Source organism: Acinetobacter sp. ANC 5600, from assembly GCF_002018395.1.
Taxonomy (GTDB): Bacteria; Pseudomonadota; Gammaproteobacteria; order Pseudomonadales; family Moraxellaceae; genus Acinetobacter; species Acinetobacter amyesii.
Window position 1 is genome coordinate 46,123 of record NZ_MVKW01000007.1, and the last position, 18,277, is coordinate 64,399.

Annotated in this window: 16 protein-coding genes; 6 read left to right on the top strand and 10 right to left on the bottom strand. The window is 40.5% G+C overall.

What is annotated here, in order from left to right:
* Positions 1 to 3: 3 nt before the first annotated feature.
* The 7 genes from B1201_RS13800 to B1201_RS13830 all read right to left on the bottom strand — a co-directional run bounded on the left by B1201_RS13800 (position 4) and on the right by B1201_RS13830 (position 7,182).
* Positions 4 to 798 carry an ABC transporter permease gene (locus B1201_RS13800; protein WP_078194041.1) on the bottom strand — a complete coding sequence of 265 codons (795 nt, stop codon included), beginning with the start codon at positions 796 to 798 and terminating at the stop codon, positions 4 to 6.
* The gene (locus tag B1201_RS13805; RefSeq protein ID WP_078194042.1) at positions 795 to 1,643 is read right to left on the bottom strand and encodes an ABC transporter permease; all 849 of its coding nucleotides are present in this window, start codon (positions 1,641 to 1,643) and stop codon (positions 795 to 797) included. Before B1201_RS13805 ends, B1201_RS13800 begins: the two co-directional genes overlap by 4 nt.
* Positions 1,640 to 2,503, bottom strand: coding sequence for an MFS transporter (locus B1201_RS13810; protein ID WP_171263804.1), 864 nt, complete (start codon positions 2,501 to 2,503; stop codon positions 1,640 to 1,642). The genes B1201_RS13805 and B1201_RS13810 overlap by 4 nt, the downstream gene beginning before the upstream one ends.
* On the bottom strand, positions 2,500 to 2,892 hold the full coding sequence (locus B1201_RS13815; RefSeq protein WP_078194044.1) for a hypothetical protein: 393 nt from the start codon (positions 2,890 to 2,892) through the stop codon (positions 2,500 to 2,502). Before B1201_RS13815 ends, B1201_RS13810 begins: the two co-directional genes overlap by 4 nt.
* A gap of 9 nt (positions 2,893 to 2,901) precedes the next feature.
* Positions 2,902 to 3,957, bottom strand: coding sequence for an ABC transporter substrate-binding protein (locus tag B1201_RS13820; RefSeq protein ID WP_078194045.1), 1,056 nt, complete (start codon positions 3,955 to 3,957; stop codon positions 2,902 to 2,904).
* A 33-nt stretch (positions 3,958 to 3,990) separates the two neighbouring features.
* A complete protein-coding gene (locus tag B1201_RS13825; RefSeq protein ID WP_078194046.1) occupies positions 3,991 to 5,472 on the bottom strand; it encodes a carbohydrate porin in 1,482 nt (493 codons plus the stop codon).
* Between the two features lie 879 nt (positions 5,473 to 6,351).
* The gene (locus B1201_RS13830) at positions 6,352 to 7,182 is read right to left on the bottom strand and encodes an SDR family NAD(P)-dependent oxidoreductase (RefSeq protein WP_078194047.1); all 831 of its coding nucleotides are present in this window, start codon (positions 7,180 to 7,182) and stop codon (positions 6,352 to 6,354) included.
* Positions 7,183 to 7,406: 224 nt separating this feature from the next.
* On the opposite strand from B1201_RS13830, the gene B1201_RS13835 reads away from it, so the two are divergent.
* The 3 genes from B1201_RS13835 (at position 7,407) to phoR (ending at position 10,412) form a co-directional block, all read left to right on the top strand.
* Positions 7,407 to 8,090: a TetR/AcrR family transcriptional regulator gene (locus B1201_RS13835; RefSeq protein WP_078191503.1), complete on the top strand. Its 684-nt coding sequence runs from the start codon at positions 7,407 to 7,409 to the stop codon at positions 8,088 to 8,090.
* A gap of 229 nt (positions 8,091 to 8,319) precedes the next feature.
* The gene (phoB, locus tag B1201_RS13840; RefSeq protein ID WP_078194048.1) at positions 8,320 to 9,030 is read left to right on the top strand and encodes a phosphate regulon transcriptional regulator PhoB; all 711 of its coding nucleotides are present in this window, start codon (positions 8,320 to 8,322) and stop codon (positions 9,028 to 9,030) included.
* A 23-nt stretch (positions 9,031 to 9,053) separates the two neighbouring features.
* Positions 9,054 to 10,412 carry a phosphate regulon sensor histidine kinase PhoR gene (gene phoR / locus B1201_RS13845; RefSeq protein WP_078194049.1) on the top strand — a complete coding sequence of 453 codons (1,359 nt, stop codon included), beginning with the start codon at positions 9,054 to 9,056 and terminating at the stop codon, positions 10,410 to 10,412.
* Here the strand turns inward: phoR and B1201_RS13850 are convergent.
* The 3 genes from B1201_RS13850 to B1201_RS13860 all read right to left on the bottom strand — a co-directional run bounded on the left by B1201_RS13850 (position 10,409) and on the right by B1201_RS13860 (position 12,652).
* The gene (locus B1201_RS13850; protein ID WP_078194050.1) at positions 10,409 to 11,086 is read right to left on the bottom strand and encodes a glutathione S-transferase family protein; all 678 of its coding nucleotides are present in this window, start codon (positions 11,084 to 11,086) and stop codon (positions 10,409 to 10,411) included. The genes phoR and B1201_RS13850 overlap by 4 nt on opposite strands.
* A gap of 151 nt (positions 11,087 to 11,237) precedes the next feature.
* Positions 11,238 to 11,636, bottom strand: coding sequence for an OsmC family protein (locus tag B1201_RS13855; RefSeq protein ID WP_078194051.1), 399 nt, complete (start codon positions 11,634 to 11,636; stop codon positions 11,238 to 11,240).
* Between the two features lie 68 nt (positions 11,637 to 11,704).
* On the bottom strand, positions 11,705 to 12,652 hold the full coding sequence (locus tag B1201_RS13860; RefSeq protein ID WP_078194052.1) for a pirin family protein: 948 nt from the start codon (positions 12,650 to 12,652) through the stop codon (positions 11,705 to 11,707).
* 392 nt (positions 12,653 to 13,044) lie between these two features.
* Between B1201_RS13860 and B1201_RS13865 the strand changes: the two genes are divergently transcribed.
* The 3 genes from B1201_RS13865 to B1201_RS13875 all read left to right on the top strand — a co-directional run bounded on the left by B1201_RS13865 (position 13,045) and on the right by B1201_RS13875 (position 18,239).
* Positions 13,045 to 14,220: a sensor domain-containing diguanylate cyclase gene (locus B1201_RS13865; protein WP_078194053.1), complete on the top strand. Its 1,176-nt coding sequence runs from the start codon at positions 13,045 to 13,047 to the stop codon at positions 14,218 to 14,220.
* A gap of 143 nt (positions 14,221 to 14,363) precedes the next feature.
* Positions 14,364 to 15,698, top strand: a complete 1,335-nt coding sequence (locus B1201_RS13870; RefSeq protein ID WP_228144790.1) for a GGDEF domain-containing protein — start codon at positions 14,364 to 14,366, stop codon at positions 15,696 to 15,698.
* 117 nt (positions 15,699 to 15,815) lie between these two features.
* The gene (locus tag B1201_RS13875; protein WP_078194055.1) at positions 15,816 to 18,239 is read left to right on the top strand and encodes an AAA family ATPase; all 2,424 of its coding nucleotides are present in this window, start codon (positions 15,816 to 15,818) and stop codon (positions 18,237 to 18,239) included.
* Positions 18,240 to 18,277: the final 38 nt, after the last annotated feature.

Genomic DNA, 18,277 nt, shown 5'->3' on the forward strand with positions numbered 1-18,277 from the left:
CTCCTATCCAACCTGCTGCCAAGCTAAAACTTTACGCTCAACCCAAGTCAGTACCGTATTGAGCAACACGCCCACAATGCCTATCAGCAACATGCCAAAAATAATCAGTTCGACATCAAAAGCCTGACGCCCTTGGATCACGATATTGCCTAGACCATTGCCATAGTTCGCCAATAAAAATTCAGAGCCGATGGTGGCAAGCCATGCGAAAATCAGCCCAAGTTGTAAACCGACAAAAATCTGCGCCGAAGCACCGGGTAATATCAATTTACGAAACGCGTATGTCTTGGGAAATTGGTAGACTTCGGCCACTTCACGATATTTATGCGAAATACTGCTCACGCCTTCAAAGGTATGTAGCGCCACGGGGTAAAACACCGACAAAGTAATAAACAGCACTTTGGCGCCATGTCCCTCACCTAAAAAAGTCGAAATTAGTGGCAACCATGCAAACAGTGAAATTTGACGCAATACATGAAAGCTCGGTGCAAATAACCAATTCGAAAGGCGTGAACTCGCGATTAAGATGCCAAATAACACACCTGCTATCGCACCTATGCCATAGCCGATAAAATTTCGCGCCAAACTTTCGCCAAAGCCTGTCAAAAAGCTCGGTTGTTGGAGCACGGTTACTGCTTTTTGCAGCACGAGCCATGGACTAGGAATCAACTTTGGATCAACCCAATTTTGCTGTGAGGCTACTGCCCACAGTGCGATAAATGCCACAGGTAGAACGAGTGCTTTTGCTGCTTTAACTAAGACTTGGCGCGCTGCCCCGTGTAATGAAAGAATGCTCATGAGTTCCCTCCTACTCGGGTTGCGTGAAAGCGCGCAGTTTTTTCTAACCAAGCCAGCAAGGTATCTAAGACATAGCCCGTAATACCAATCAGAATGATCGCCATGAAGATCAAGTCCATCTGCATTAGCTGACGTCCCCACACCATGAAATAACCAATTCCTTCACTACTTGCTAATAACTCGACAAAAACTAATGCCAACCACGCCTGCATAATGCCTTGACGTAAACCACTGATCACACTGGGTAGTGCAGCTGGGAAAATCACTTCTTTGAGTTTCTGCCAATTGCTGTATTGGTAAACCTCTGCCACTTCCATCAAACTATTCGGCACATGAGTAATGCCCTTATAGGTTGCAATCAACACCGGTGGTAAAACAGCCAATGAAATAGCGGCAATCTTCAAAGCCTCATCGATGCCTAAGAAAATCATCAATAATGGAATCCAGCCAACTATGGGAAATTGCGCAACAAGATTCACCGTCGGAAAAATAAAGTCCCGACTACGTTTGGCCAATCCCAACACAGTACCAAGCAAAATCCCGACACTGGCACCAAGCAAGACACTCCATAAAATACGTTTGGCACTGATGGCAAAATGAAAACTCAATTCACCGCTTTGCCATAATTCAACTGTGCTTTGCCACACCAAACTCGGTGCAGGTAAAATTTGCTCTGGCAACCAATGTTTGAGTGTTGCCACATACCACAAACCGAACAATAAAACTGGCATCAGGAGTCCACACGCCACTTGCAAAGTTAGTTTTAAATAGGTCTTAAAAAAATCCAACGCACTTCGGTCACTTTGCAAGGGAACCGAATGTGCAGATACATCCGTAAGGCTCATAATTCTTGTCCTTTTACGCTCTGTTCTGAGACATCAGGTTTTAAAAATTGAATAAATTCCTGATCTTTGCTGATCAAAATAATCAGACCAATAAACACCAGCCCGATTGGTAAAAATAAATTTTGTAGTCCAACCTGTGCGCCAAATACGGCGCCTATCAAGCCACCCAACAGTCCACCCGAAGGTCCGACGAGGGCTAAAATTGGAGAAATCTTAGCCATCGCGGTTTGCTCACCCACTCGGGCGAAAGACATAAAATTGGCGATATGCAACATACCGAGTCCAAGTCCAAACATGACCGAAACAGGCCACATCAACAGCGTGATCTTGGTTAGGGCTAAGATCAGTAATGCCGTTGCCATCAGGCTTAGGCCAATCAAATAAAATTTTTGATATCCCATCAGCTCAGCCAAACCGCCCATGCTAAATAGCGATCCCACAAAGACAATGCCTTGTACGGTCAGCAGCATCACTGCCATTGGCTCTGAAAGTGCAAAACTTTGGATAGCAATCACCACAATGAAAAAGCCAAAGTAGTTATTTGCCATGCTGCTCAAAAATTCCAATATGCAAACAATCCGCAGTGAGGCATGGGTTTTGATGAGTGCCAAAGGCGCCACAATATCTCGCCATTGAAAATGCGGGCGATTCGTCGCTTGTGGAGTGCTACGTTGAAAGCACCACGGAGCCAACAGCAAGGTGCCTAAAAAAAGCAAAGACACCACATAAAAACTTCCGCCATAGCCGAAATGCTCGATCAACAACACGCTCAATGCAGGTGCAATCAGGAAATATCCCATCATGTGCGAACCGCGAAACCAACCCGCACGGGCTGGACCTAAACGCTTTAAGTTGCTCAAAAAACGGTATTGATCGAAACAAAACGCATGGGTAAGACAAAACTTACTAAGGCTGTGACTGCAAAGAGATACCATGCACCGGCTTTGAGTGGCGTTAAGCTATACACCACGGCGCCCAACACACTGCCCATGCAGAATATTTTCAAAGACCCAAAGCGCTGTACCAAAACACCAATCGGCAATGCCATGATCAAAATGCCAAAATTTTGCGCTGCAGAAATTAGCCCCAATTGCAATTCGGTGGCTTCTAAATGCACGGCATACAAGGAAATTAATACCCGTGCGACACCCACACCCAGTCCAGCCAAAATCGTGAGCAGCACAAAACTGCTCATAAATTTGGTGGTTAATGGACTGGCAATTACATTGCTTTCAATCGGACGACTCATGGCTGCGACTTACTTCGGTTGACCTTGAGCATTAAATTGGCGCCAGTAACCCTCTAACTTCAGCTCTTTCAAGGCATTATTTAGATACTTCGGCTCATACCATGTTTTGGTATCTACATCACGACGGATTAAGCGAGCGTCTTTGGCAATTTTTAAAGCACTATCAATTTGTGAACGATGGAACTCGTCTAGTAGCGGTGTAGTACGGTCCTTTAAATTCCAGCCATCCCACGTTTTTTGATAATCCACCAACGGAATGCCACTTTGTGCCCAAAGTTTATATTGCGCACTACGGTTGGCTTCTTGAGAACTCCACTGCGCTTGTTTAATCAGTGTCGTCACGACACGTTGCACCACCTCTGGATATTGTTTTTCAAAACTTTCTGTCACCCAAAAGTGCGCAATCGGTGCAACTTTGGGATCTTTAATTTCTAGTAATGTTTTCGCCACACCACGCGCTTGCAAACTAAACGGTGAAGTAATCGTGGCATCAATATCACCTGTCGCTAACGCAGTACGCGCCGAATAGGCATCTTGCGAAATCACTCGTAAATCGCGCTCAGTTAAATTGTATTTTGCTAATACACGGTTAAAGACGATCTGACCATTGGTGCCTTTAAAGACGGAGAATTTTTTGCCTTTGAGATCTGCAAAGGATTTGGCATTAGAGCCGGCAGGCACCACCACATAAGTTGGGCCAAAACGCCCTGTTGAAAACAAGACTTTGGTTTTTAATCCCGTTGAACGTCCAACCAATGAGGGCAAATCGCCATGCAATGCAAAGTCAACTTTGCCATTGGCTAAAGCTTCATTGGTTGCAGGGCCTGCTCCTGGGAAGAACAGCCAATTCACCTTAATGCCATCTTTTTTAAATTCTTGTTCGAGCACACCTCGTAAATGTGCTGTAGCTACAAAACTACCGCCCACTTTGGGTTTACCCCCCTCACCCGCGCCTGATACAGAAATACGAATTTCTTTGGGATTGGCAGCATGCAATTGAACACTTAAACCAAGTGCTGAAAGTGCCAAGAATGTAGCTGCGATTTTTTTAGAGATAATTTTCATTTTAAATGTTCCTTAATAGTTTAAATATTTGAATTAAAAGGTGTACTGAACCTGAGCTTGCAGCTCATTGGTGTCTTTTTGATTTGCCGTTTCGACATCAAACAGGTAGTGATTCAGCTGTAATTGGAATTTTGTGGTTTGCGCAAAAAATAGGTTTAAGCCCAAAGAGTGAATGTCATATTCACCAATACGACCGCTCGCGGTGTCGAGATAGCTTGCGTTGTTTTTATTCGGGTTATAGCGGTCAAAACGGTAATAGCCTTGGACTGACTTCGGCCAGAAATCATCAAATTTAGCATTGGATTTAATACTGTTGTAGAACTGATCACCCAAGGTGTAGAAAGCGGTAAAAGTATGTCCTTCCGCTTTGGCTTCTTTGATGTCTTGGGCTACAGTGTCGACATAATCGGTCTTGCCTTGCAGATATTCATAGGTCACACCAAATGGAGCGTGGTTATAATAAATATCGAAACCCAAACGATCACGTTTTGCAGCATCATCACTGATTCCGCCGGCTGAAATTTTCGATTCGCCTTTGATATAAGAGGCACCGAACTTCAACTCACGGAAAATGGTGGCGTAGTCCACTGGCAAGGTAAAAGCCACACGACCGATATAATCTTTGCCGTTGTTGTCATCCGCCTTATTACTGGCATTCCCATTGGTTACCCCTAAGGCATACTCAAACAGCGGCGCACGGTAGTTCGATGCAAAGTCGACAAAAGGTTTGGCATCACCACGGACGATAAATCCATTTTGACGGTTAAACAGTCCTAAAAAGGTCGAAGCTGCAGCGGTACTAATGGTCGGACGCAAATCTTCAGGAGACTGCACATCTAGACCAAATGGCAATAACTGCTGACCGAGCGTAAAGTTGAGTTTGGCAGTTTCAGGGCCCGCATTGGTGGCAAAAGCGTTATAGCGAACAAAGGCATCTAGTAAGTTAAAGTTACTGTTATTGGTGCCATCATTGCGTTTGCCATAACCAAAGGACAATTGATAATCGAGGTTTTTGCCTTCGTTATAATCACGAAATAAATTCCCGCGCACACCAATTAGCGCAGTCCCAATATCAAATGTCGATTTGGTTGCACCCAACACACCCGTTTCATCGAGCGCACTGGCACGTAGTTGAACTGTGCCATACAGGGTTGTATCACGAGTCGATTTTGTAGTTTGACGTTCATATTGACGTGACTGATCGTACTTATAGTTTTCAATATCTGCACGTAAGCCGTCGATATCTTCGGATGTTGCTGTGGTCACTTCTGCAACTTGCGTTTCACCTTCAACATCAGCGGCGTTGCTCGTATCGTCTGTCGTCACAGCGGCCGTTTCGACGACTTGGCTTTTCGTCGCACCAGATTCCACGGCATTTAAGCGTTTTTGCAAACTCTCAATTTGTTGTTTTAAGCTGCTCAGTTCTTGCTGAAGTGCTTCATCGGATGCAAAACTCAGCTGACTGGTTGCGGATAAAATCAGTCCGACCGCAACGGTTAATGTGGTTTTTTTCATGATTTGGTTTCACTAACATTTTTCCCAAAGCGCAAAATCCCCCAACCCCATGCAAGGTGCATGAAGTGAATGTACTGCGTGGGTTTTTTAAAAATTAATCTGAGTGGTCGTAGGTTTTATTCAACTTATGCACGACCGAAACTCGAAGACAGCTTTTAGAATTTAAGCGCGCATCATCGCGAGTGTCATAGCACAACAACATGCCTGTTGTAGGACACGAAAAGCAGAAAGATATCGATGCGTAAAAGTACTCATAAATGTTCCATACAGTGGTGAGTTTTGTTCACTCTAATATGGCAACAACTGTGCCAACATTTTAAGTAATTATTTTTTAAAGTTTTATTATTTAAATCTGATAAATTCTGTTGGTTTAAACGCCAAAAAACTGTTGGTTATTCAACAGTTGCTTATTTCAAATCATCAGTTATTTCCATTTTTATATCTCATTTTATGAAATAAGAAATACGCTTTGGGCTTTTAATAACTGATGTTACGCCTGTAAAAGTAATTTCAGATTTTTAAAATGATTTTTAAATCTATTCGATGGAGTCTTACATCTAGGGATTGAATAACGGGATTAGCCTTCGGCTGGAGGTACTCTTACGAAACGTTGTTTCTCATTCGACAAAATGAGAAGCGTGCTTCGAAGGAAACCATCTTGCGGTGCAATACACCTCAACGACAAAACTCATTCAATACCATCAAATGATTCAAAGGATCGCAAAAACATTTTTGATTAAAAGTCTTCTTGTCTCAAACAATTGCGGATGACACTACCGCGTATCGTTCTTTTATTTGGATCAAATTGCGCTTCTAATATTACTAGAGCATAAAAAAACCCACTGACGTGGGTTCTTTTCAATTGATTTTAATTACCGCTTATTGACCAAATTTAGTCGCCATGGCAGTTAATTTTTGATAACCCGTCGGTAGCAAACGTTGAATTAAATCAATCGCTTTTGCATCATTACCAATCAATAAACGACGCTTATCTTTTTGTACTGCTTCAATGATTTGACGAGCCGCTTCTTCAGGTGGACAACGCAAGAATTTATTAAACGACTGTGCCGATTTTTGTGGGTTCATGCCTAAACTTTTCAAGCTGTCATTCATTTTTGCGGCATTGGCAATATTGGTACGAATACCGCCCGGATGTACACATAACGCACTCACGCCACAGTTTTCAATATCCAATTCTTGGCGTAAAGATTCGGTAAAACCACGTACTGCAAATTTAGTGGCATTATATGCCGACTGTGTTGGCTGTGCTGTTAAGCCAAACAAGCTGGAAATATTGATGATATGACCTTCACCACTTTGCTTGATATACGGTAAAAATTCTTTGGTGCCATAAACCACACCCCAGAAGTTAATATTGACAATCCACTCTAGCTCTTCGTAGCTTGCCCCTTCAACGGTCGTACCCAATGCCACACCCGCATTGTTAAAAATCATATTCACCGAACCATGATCTTTAACAGTCTGTGCTGCCCATGCTTTCATTGCTGCAAGGTCTGACACATCGAGTTTTTGCGTGGTTACACGTACATTGCTGGCTTTAACCAATTCAACGGTTGCCGCTAGACCCTGTTCATTCACATCGCTTAAAGACAGATGGCAGCCTTGTTTAGCCAAAAGCACAGCCAATTGCTGACCAATACCTGAACCTGCACCTGTAATGGCAGCCACTTTATTTTTGAAGTTTTTCATTGTGATTCCTTATTCCTTTATGCTGCCGCTTGGCTTTATCACAGCGTGATCTCATTTGCCAATGTGTGCAGTTCGTCGACTTAATATAGTTTTGACAATACATATTGTCAATGTCATCTTAGGACGTGCTAAGCTGTTGAAATCGCCAATGCTTAAACATAGGTTTAAACTGAAATTATTGCTAAAATAAGACAAAATTCTGCTTTAGTTCAGCGTATATTTTCATGACAGATGCAACAAATCACACAGAACAACAACAGGCAAAAAATGTGAAGGAACGTCAATTTAAAGGGCTTTCTCTCAGTGAACGTAAGCAAGCGCGACGTGAAAAACTGATTGAAGCCGGTATAGAAGCCTATGGAACACATGGCTTTTTTTCAGTGACTGTGAAAGATATTTGTTTGGAAGCCAAGCTGACCGAACGCTATTTTTATGAATCATTTAAGAAAAGTGAGCAACTGTTCCAGACCATCTTTTTAAAATTAATCGATGAACTGCAACAAAATGTGATGCAAGCCATCATGCAAGCATCTACCGATTCTAAAAAAATGATTGAAGCGGGCTTAACCGCCCTACTGTTAACTTTAAAAAATAATCCCCGTATGGCGCGCATCATTTACATCGATGCTATGTTGGTACAAGAGCTACATAACCAAGCCACGATTCATGAAACCATGATGCGCTTTGACCGTATGATTCATGCCTTTGTCATGCTCATGATGCCGAATATTGATCGTTCAGAACGTGAAATTTCGATGGTCGCAACTGGTCTCAATGGTTATGTCACTCAAATCGCGATTCGTTGGGTCATGAGTGGTTATAAACAGCCGATTGATGAGGTTTTATCGTCATGTAGCGTGGTCTTTTTGGCCTTGTTGGATGCTTTTTCTGAAAAACCCAGTAAATAAATTTTGGCCTCAACACTGATCTTTACAATTTTTTGAATGATTTTTTTGTGACAACAGCATGATGCAAAGCCCATGTTGTTGAATATTTCAGGATTTAAATTGTCACAATTTCTTTCTAAACCCCAATGAAAGATCATTTTTGCAATGATACTGTCATAATTAATCTTTGTAATAAGCCTGTCATAAATATAAAACGGTCTACCGTTTACATAAAATAGGGTATTGCGCTGTGAAAGATGACTATATTTTAATCGTCGACGACGAACTCCCGATTCGGGAAATGATCCATACTTCACTGGATATGGCTGGTTTTCAATGTCAGCAAGCTGAAGATGCCAAACAAGCGCACCAAATGATTGTGGATCAGCGTCCTGCACTGATTTTATTAGATTGGATGATGCCTGGCGGCGTGAGTGGTGTAGACCTATGTCGTCGTTTAAAACGCGATGAAAATTTGTCAGAGATTCCAGTCATCATGCTCACTGCGCGCGGCGAAGAAGACCATAAAGTCCAAGGTCTAGACGCGGGCGCAGATGACTACATGACCAAACCATTTTCCACCCGTGAGTTGGTGTCACGCATTAAAGCGGTGCTACGTCGCTCAAATGCATTGGGGGGTGAAAAAACCATTGATGCCAATGGCTTAATCCTCGATCCAGTCAGCCAACGTGTCAGCTTTGGTAACACCATTTTAGATATGGGACCGACTGAATATCGTCTACTGGCCTTCTTCATGACTCATCCTGAACGTGCCTATACCCGTGCTCAATTATTAGATCAGGTTTGGGGTGGAAACGTGTATATTGAGGACCGTACCATTGACGTGCATATTCGTCGTTTGCGTAAAGTTCTTGAACCTTTCCAAGCCGATCGTTATGTCCAAACTGTTCGTGGTACAGGTTACCGTTTCTCTACCCGTGCAGACGCTGTGATGGGTTAGTCATTTTAGGTCTTTAATTTTCTATGTACGAACCGTATCCCGTCCCTGAACTTGCCAGTGAACATAAAAAATTCCGTTACAGCAGTTTATGGACTTTTGCCAAGCAGGATTTGAGACTTCTGGCATTTTTCCTACTCATTGCTGCACTCATCGGCTTTGGTATCGGGTACTTATGGATCTGCATCTTAATCGCCTTTGCAGTGTTCTTTGCATTGCAAATGCGTTCGCTGTACTTAGTCAACGAATGGATTTCAAATCGTCCCTATGATGTCCCGCCAAATTTAGACGGTATTTGGGGGGCTTTGCTCTTTAATGTATACCGTGCGCAGCGTCAAGAACGCATTGTACAAGCTGAAATGGTTGGTCTGATCGACCGCGCTCAATCTTCCTTAGTGGCACTTGCTGAAGCTGTGGTATTGATTGATGAATTACACCAAATCGAATGGTGGAACCCTGCCGCAGAAAAGCTTTTGGGGATTCAACAGCTCGATCAAGGGCGCAATATTTTAAGTATTTTAAGACAGCCTAGTTTTATCGAATACTTTACCAATATCGATTTAGCCCCCGATGGTTTAAAAATGAAATCATCGGTATTTGAAGACCATTATGTACAAGTCAAATTAACCCGTTTTGGTCGCGAAAGTCGTTTATTGGTGGCTTATGACGTCACGCGCATGCATAACCTTGAGCAAATGCGTAAAGACTTTGTCGATAATATTTCACATGAACTACGCACACCACTTACGGTTTTAAGTGGTTATATCGAAACCTTTACCGATCAGGAAGATTTAAATCCACGCTGGAAACGCGCATTCGATCAAATGCAGTCTCAAACCCGCCGTATGAATGCTTTGGTTAATGACTTGTTATTATTATCTCGTCTGGAAAATGATAAAAAAGTTGCTAAAAATCAAATCATTGAAATGCCCAGCCTAATGAACCAACTATATGACGATGCACATGCTTACAATGTGGATTATGGACATACACTGAATCTCGAGATTGATAGTCACTGTGACCTGATCGGATCAGATATGGAATTAGCGAGTGCCTTTAGTAACCTCATCACCAATGCAATTAAATACACCCCCAAAGGCGGTACTGTGACCATTGGGTGGCATGATGATGGTACGCATGGTTATTTTACCGTTGAAGATACGGGTATCGGGATTGACCCGAAACACTTACCCCGTTTAACGGAACGGTTTTACCGCGTGGACAGCGCACGTAGTCGCCAAACGGGAGGAACAGGTTTAGGTCTTGCCATCGTGAAACACGTTTTGATGCAACATCAGGCACACCTTGAAATTGAATCCAAAGAAAACCATGGTTCGCTGTTTAAAGTCGTTTTCCCTAAAGAACGCTTATATCACGTGAGCTAAGCAGAATCATCCTGCCGGTCTTGCTGTGCTTCCAACTGTTCTTCTTGTTGTTTGGCACGGCGATATGCAGGACGCTGTTGCATCCGTTGTAAGAAAGCCTGAATTTGTGGATATCGCCCTTGAGTTCTGGTCATGACGGCTTCTAATGGAAACGTCATCTGAATATCCGCAAAGCTAAACGGTCCCGCAAAATATTCATTTTCCGCTAAATGGTTTTCTAAAAACTCGATATGTTCTTTTAAGCGAGGTCGTACAAAACCTTTTTTGACCCCATCACAAATGCGATTAGCTACGGGTTTGATGACCCAAGGTACATGGCGTGGCACATTGCTCATGACCAACTGCATTACCAACAACGGCATTAGAGAACCTTCGGCATAATGCATCCAAAAGCGATATTGTTGTTTTGAATGTTCCGCCTTGGCTGCAAAAAAATCATGCCGATCATACTTCTCTTGTAAATACTCCAAGATCGCTGCAGATTCTACCAAGACCAGTCCATCATCCTGCAATATGGGCGACTTCCCTAAAGGATGAATGGCTTTAAGCTCAGGGGGAGCAGACAAATTTGGCTGGCGCAGATAAAACTGAACCTGATAATCCAGTCCTAATTCCTGCATTGCCCATAAAATACGAAATGAACGAGATTTTTCTAGATGATGTAGCACCCGCATGGGTTCATCTCCTATATGAAGTCTAAAATTTTCTTATTTCTGGCAAGCCATTATTATTTTGAAGTACTTAAATCATAAAAAGTGTCAGATCACTGCTTAGGGCTATATCAAAACTAAATTTTGCACAGTACAGCAGCGACCTGCTTTTAAATTAAACTAGAGTGGTTTTAATGTCTACACTGCGCAATAAAGTTTTTGTCACTGGGGTTTTTTCACAAATGGACAAGATTTTTTGCTCTAATTCTGCATCCAAGGACGTTTGAAAATGCAGGCGTCGCTCAACCCATTCAGCTCCTTCACGGTTCGCAAAAAAGTCTGCCTCGACACGAAACTCCCCCAATTGGATTTGTTTATGTGCTGCATACATGCGCAAGGTAATCATTGTGCATGAGATTAAGGATGCGCACAGTAAATCATACGGTGCTAAACCCAAGTCCCCGCCGCCAAATGATTCGGGCTTATCGGTAATAAGTTGATGTTTTCCACTCTGAATTTCACCTGACCACGGTGCTTCTAAGGTGTTTACTGTTGCCGTTGCGACGATACCCATAATGACTCCCTCATGGTTATGCCGTACCATTTTCACCACAGGTACGGCTGTTCATTTTTATTTTTAAGTTAACGTGATGGACGCATTTTATCAGGGAAAGCCGGTGCTTCTAGTCGTGGACCATCATAGTCTGGAATAGAGCCAAAGCGTTCGTCCTGATTAATCCACTGCTCACGGGCAATATTCAATTCTTCTTGTGTGCGCCCCACAAAATTCCACCACAGCAGAATCGGTGATTCAAAAGGTTCCCCCCCTAATAATAAAACACGGCCACCTGCATGCAGATCAATTTTGACTTGGGTTAAGCCCGGCTCAAGTACCACCATATTGTCTTCATTGAGCTCGTGACCATTAATACTGGCAGTCCCTTCGAGGGCCATAAAGCCATATTCAAATTTTGGATTGAGCGGCAGGACGGTACTTTGACTTTCCGAACTACGCAGATCGACACCCAATAATTCACTATGTACTTTTACCGGCGATTTAGTCTGTAAAAATTCACCCACCAAGACCGTCAATTCAATCCCGTCTTGCGTCACCACAGGCAATTCTGGGTAATGGTCAAATTGGGGCGCCATATTGATTTTGTCATCTGGCAATGCAATCCAAAGCTGCGCAGCATGCATTTGTGTTTCAGACTCTGGAGCAACCTCAGTATGCGAAATACCATAACCCGCTGTCATGAGATTGACTTGTTTGGGCTGAATTAACTGATGTGTGCCCAAACTGTCGGTATGCATCATGGTACCATCAATCATCCAGGTAAAGGTTTGCAAACCAATATGTGGATGTGGACCGACATCTAAGCCATCACCTTGCGGAAAATGCACTGGACCGGCATGGTCAAGGAAACACCATGCACCAATCATTCGTTTATGACGACTCGGTAAAGCACGTTTTATCACTGTGCCTTGACCAATTTCAGCACGGCGCAGTGGAAATTCTTGAATGAACTGATTGACGTATTTTTCACAATCGTCGGAATGAGATATTTCTGTGTAATTGGTATTGGTCATATTCTTACCCTAAATTTGGCTAAGCCGATGCAAGGACTACCGGCTAGAGCTATGCATTTTTTCCATTATATCTGCATTAACTCAATCTTCTTCAGCTGTCATTAATACGCTGAATCACAGAGATAGGACAATCGTTTTTTTGTTGCCTAATATGACATACAGCATAACAGTTTTCGATGCTTATCTAGACAATATCCAATGCGAAATTATTTATTCAAATCACGTGAAATGTAAATTTAAGTAACAGAAATTAACACTCACTTTTGACCAAACAATACCAAATAATTCACAAATCATTGAAATAACGTGTTTAATTTTAAACAAAAATGATATAGATTATTTGAGTTACATAAAATTACATACAAACCATGCTCACCCGTCGGTAATCTTGCATGATCAATGAGTATAAGAAAGAATCACGTGCACTGATCCAAAAAGCCTTGAAAGGAACCGTTGTTCGCGTTCCTGCTCAATTTCGTCAAGAATTTTTCCACTACCATCGTCGTCAACTTTTTAAATTCTTTTTCCAAGTCAACATCGTTGCACAATTGGCCTATCTCTCTTATGCCATAGCGGATTGGTTTATGTTGCCCGATGTGGGCTTGCTCGCGATAGGCTTAAAAACGGCCTATACCTTACTGATGATGGGCATCACATGGGGCATTTATACATATAGTAAGAGCATTTTACTCTTTGACTTGATGCTTCCCCTATCGATCGTTGGTGCTTCTGCGCTGTGGTTTAGCCTACTCAATTTATCCAATAGCCCCGATGTGCCGATCTATTTATATGCATCTTTGGTTTTTATTGTGTTAGCCAATTTATGTGTGCAAATCCGCTTTAAGGCTGCTGTGCTCATTTCTCTATGTATCAGTCTAATTTTACTGATTGGGGTGTATTTCGCCATTTCTGGCAATATCCATCAACTGCAACTGTTTATCTTGATCTATTCGCCCGTGTTGTTATTTAGTTTGTATATCAGTTGGAATTCAACGCAAAAATCTAGAATTGTATTTTTACACAGTAAACTCGATCAGTTGAACCGAGAAGCGCTCAATATTATGGCGCATACCGACGTGCTGACCGGCTTAAACAATCGACGTCAATTTATTCAACTTGCCAATTATCATATTCATCATCAGTCCAAACCGTTACAGCCGCTTTCATTACTGATTTTTGATGTCGACAAATTTAAAAATATTAATGATCAGTTTGGGCACTATATTGGTGATCATGTTTTACAACAAATTGCCGAAACGTGCCGACATACCTTACGTAGTCAAGACATCATTGCCCGCTTCGGCGGTGAAGAGTTTATAATTCTTTTACCGCAGACACACCTGCGTCAGGCTCAAGACATTGCCGAACGTCTGCGACGGGCAATAGCCGATGATTATTTAGAACTTGATACACTACAAAAACTTAAATTTACCGTTTCAATTGGTGTTGCCGAATTTGGTCAAAAAAACCGAGATTTACAAAGTGTAATTCGCATGGCCGATCAGGCACTTTACCAAGCAAAATCTGCAGGACGCAATCAAATTTCAACTTATAAAACAGCAAGTTAATAATGTATTTTGTAACATTCATCAGACGATTTCTTATCATTCATTCGAAAAATCCCTAGTTTCAGGTAGATATTTTTGTATATTTTTTATTCATAATTTTCCTAAGCCATTTATGGAGAAGGGACATGTCTGTTGATGTACGAATGAGTTCTCGGACTAATTCGTCTGCTCAGGAAGTTCGTAAAAATCATAATCATACTTTGAAACTTTCTGAGTGTGATCTTGCCAATCGTGCCGAGATTGAACAAGCCATTGCAGATCCTTTTGCACGTATTCCTACGCAGTTTAGAAACTATTTTCTACAACATCAGTATGCCCATCAGTTACCTTATTTACGTCAAGTGAATTACATGGCGCAGATTACATTTCTTCTTTATTTCTTTGCTGACATTTTTATTATCCCTGACATGTTCTTTTGGTCAGGTCTTTCTCGAGTGGCCATGATTATTGCTGCCCTATTGGTCAGCTTTTATCTGTTTAAATACAAAAAAGATATTCGTGTGCTCGACATGATCTTACCGATTGGGACGGTCTGTAGCACCGCGATTTGGATTGGCTTATTACTGGCTTCAAATAGCCCAATGGTCTCGTCCTATATCTATGGTGCAGCGATCTTTATCTTGATTGCCAATGTCTGCGTACAAACACAATTTAAGCCAGCCTTGTATTGTTCAGGCCTCATTTCGCTATTGGTATATTTTGCGGTGAGTCAGCTTTTATCATGGCAAGAAGCACTGATTTTTGTGGTGGTGTCTATTCCTGTTTGGATGATCAGCCTGCATATGAGTTGGAACAATACACTCAATGCACGTCGTCATTTTTTACGTACCCTGCTTGATGACTGGAATATGCATACGCTGAAAAATCTAGCGCATACAGATGAGCTCACCCAGTTATATAACCGTCGTCAGTTTGTTCAGTTGGCTGAGCATCGCATCCATGAATGGCCAACGCCAGCAAGTACTTGCTTACTGATGTTTGATGTCGATCATTTTAAACATATTAATGATAATTACGGACATGATGTTGGTGATCAGGTATTGCAATGTATCGCTGAAACCACCCGCAAAGAAATGCGCCAAAAAGATGTCTTGGCTCGTTTTGGTGGTGAAGAATTTATTGTGCTTCTGTCGGAAACGCAAATACAGGATGCGATGTTGATCGCGGAACGTATTCGTTTAACACTTCAAAATCAATCTTTGCTGAATGTCGCGAATCACCCGATCCAATTTACCGTCTCCATTGGTGTTTCACAGCTTAAATCACATAAACAAAATTTAACTGAACTGATTAAGCAAGCTGATATTGCACTATATCAGGCAAAAGAAAATGGCCGTAACCGTGTAGAGCGCTATGATTCAAGCATGAAACCGGAACGTAAATCGACGAAGTCTTGGCAAAGCTTTACTCATAAAGCGAAGCCTAAAGCTGAACCGAATAATGAAAGCGATAGTAGTTGGTCAATTGTTTATAAATAGAATGTTGAGATATAAAAAAGGACGCCGAAGCGTCCTTTTTTTATTGAACAGTTAACAATCAATAAGTATATTTTAAAAACAATAAATATTTGAATTTTATAATTATCGGGGAAATTAATGAAAATTAAGTGTATATCAAAAATTGATAACTTTTCTATTTTTAAAAATTTTGATTGGAATCAAAATTTAAGTCTTGGAAATAATCAAACTTATGACTTTAAGGACATAAATATCTTTTATGGTCGAAATTATTCAGGTAAAACTAGCCTTTCTAAGATTATTCGGGCTTTAGATACCAAAACCATTTCAACAAAATACGCTAATCCCAATTTTCAAATTGAATTCGTTGATAAGTCTATAATCTCACAAAATAACCTAACTACATTCACTCATCCAATCCATGTTTATAACTCAGATTTTGTTAAAGAAAATCTCAAATTCATTCATGATGAAAATGCAAATATTGAATCCTTTTCAGTAACATTAGGTGGTGACAATCAGCAGATTTTAGATCGGATTAAAGAATTAAATGATGAGTTAGGTTTAAATGAAGACAGCACTAAATCTGGTCTTTATCTCGATATTCAGAATAAAGATAATGAAGTAAGGTGTGCTAACACGGATCATCAAAGTAAAGTACGGGACTTAGATAAAAAATTATCAGATAAAGCAACTCGTGGCTCAAACTCTATAAAAGATAATCATGAACGTTTTGGTGAGATTCGCTATGATAAACGAAATTTAGAAGCGGACATTTCTACAGTACTGAATAATAACTATCAACAACTAACTCGAACGCAAATAGAATTATTTGAAAGCATTATTCAACAGCGTGAGCTCTCTGCTCCCCCTGAACTCTTACCTTATACTTTAAATTTCTCATCTCTCATAAATTCAACCTCACAAATTCTAAAAACTGTTGTTGGTGGTTCTCAAAAACTTGAGGAATTAGTCAAAGATAGTGAGCTTAATTTATGGGTACAGAAAGGCCAACACTTACATAAGGATCGATCTAGTTGCGCCTTTTGTACTAATGAAATTAGCCAACAAAGACAAACAGAGTTAAGACAACATTTTGATCAAGAAACCCAGATACTTCAAGATCGCATTGCAGATGGTATAGAACAGATAAATAAATTATTAGGGAGCCAAAGTTTTAAAATAAGTTTTGATATAAATCATTACTACCAACAACATCATGTCCTTCTGACCGAGTTAAGGGCAAATCTTCATACGAATATAAATCTACAAAAGAAATCGCTAGAAGAAATTATAAAATTACTCGAACAAAAAAATAGACAACCATTTACTGAGTTAAAAGCTGAATATCCAATTGACTATTCAGATCATATTAAAGCTATTCTTGAACAAATTTCTGCTATCAGAGATGAGTGTATTCAATTAAATAGCAACTTAAATAATCAACAAAAAGAAGCTAAAAATGCTTTGCGCCTCAACCACGTTTATCATTTCTTACAAGATATTAATTTCACTCAACAAAACTTAGATATAAACCTAGCTTTCCAAGTTATAGCTCCTTTAGAAGCTGAACTAACAGCACTCAATTCTCGAAAAGCTACAATTCTGTCAGACATTGAAATTGAGAAAGCTAAATTAAAATCTGAAGGTGAAGCTTGTAGACGTATTAATGAAATTTTACAACATGACTTTGGTCATCAGCATTTGAGTCTTGAGCCAATTGAAACGTTTAGCACTAATGGTCAATCTATAAAATTTGAAATACAACGACTAAAAAATGGAATTAAAACCAAAGCTCACAATTTAAGCGAAGGTGAATGTAGCTTAATTTCTTTTTGTTATTTTTTAGCAAAAATTCAAGATGATCTAGATCAGGATAAAAATCCAATTATTTGGATTGATGACCCAATTTGCAGTTTAGATAGCAATCATATTTTCTTTATTTACAGCTTAATTAATGAAAAAATTTGTGCGGAGAAAAAATTCTCTCAATTATTTATTTCAACTCACAACATAGAGTTTCTCAAATATTTACGTCGTATTGAAGGAGTAGAATCTGATAATGCAATTGGACAAGTTGGAGAACAAAAAAGGAAAGCAGGATATTTTTTAATTCAAAGACATGATAATTTTTCAACCATTAGACAAATGCCTCTTTACTTAAGTAAATTCTTAACAGAATTCAATTTCTTATTCGATCAAATCTATAAATGTGCAACAGTAAATCAAATTGATGATTCCAATTTCCACATTTTTTATAATTTTGGAAACAATGCTCGAAAATTTCTAGAAATCTATACGTTCTATAAATTTCCATCACCTAAGTATCAATTAGACTCTCAACTAAAATCTTTTTGGGGAGAGCAAATTCATAAAACTCTTACTGACAGAATTCACAATGAATATTCACACATGACTGGGGTACTTGAACGTGGTGAAAGCATTTCTGAACAACCTGAAATGCAAAAATCAGCTAAAGCCATCATTCAAAAAGTTCAACAAGAAGATTTAAATCAATACAACGCTTTATTAGAGAGTATAGGTATAACACCTACTCCCTAATAAAAAAGGACGCCTAGGCGTCCTTTTTTAGATAATTT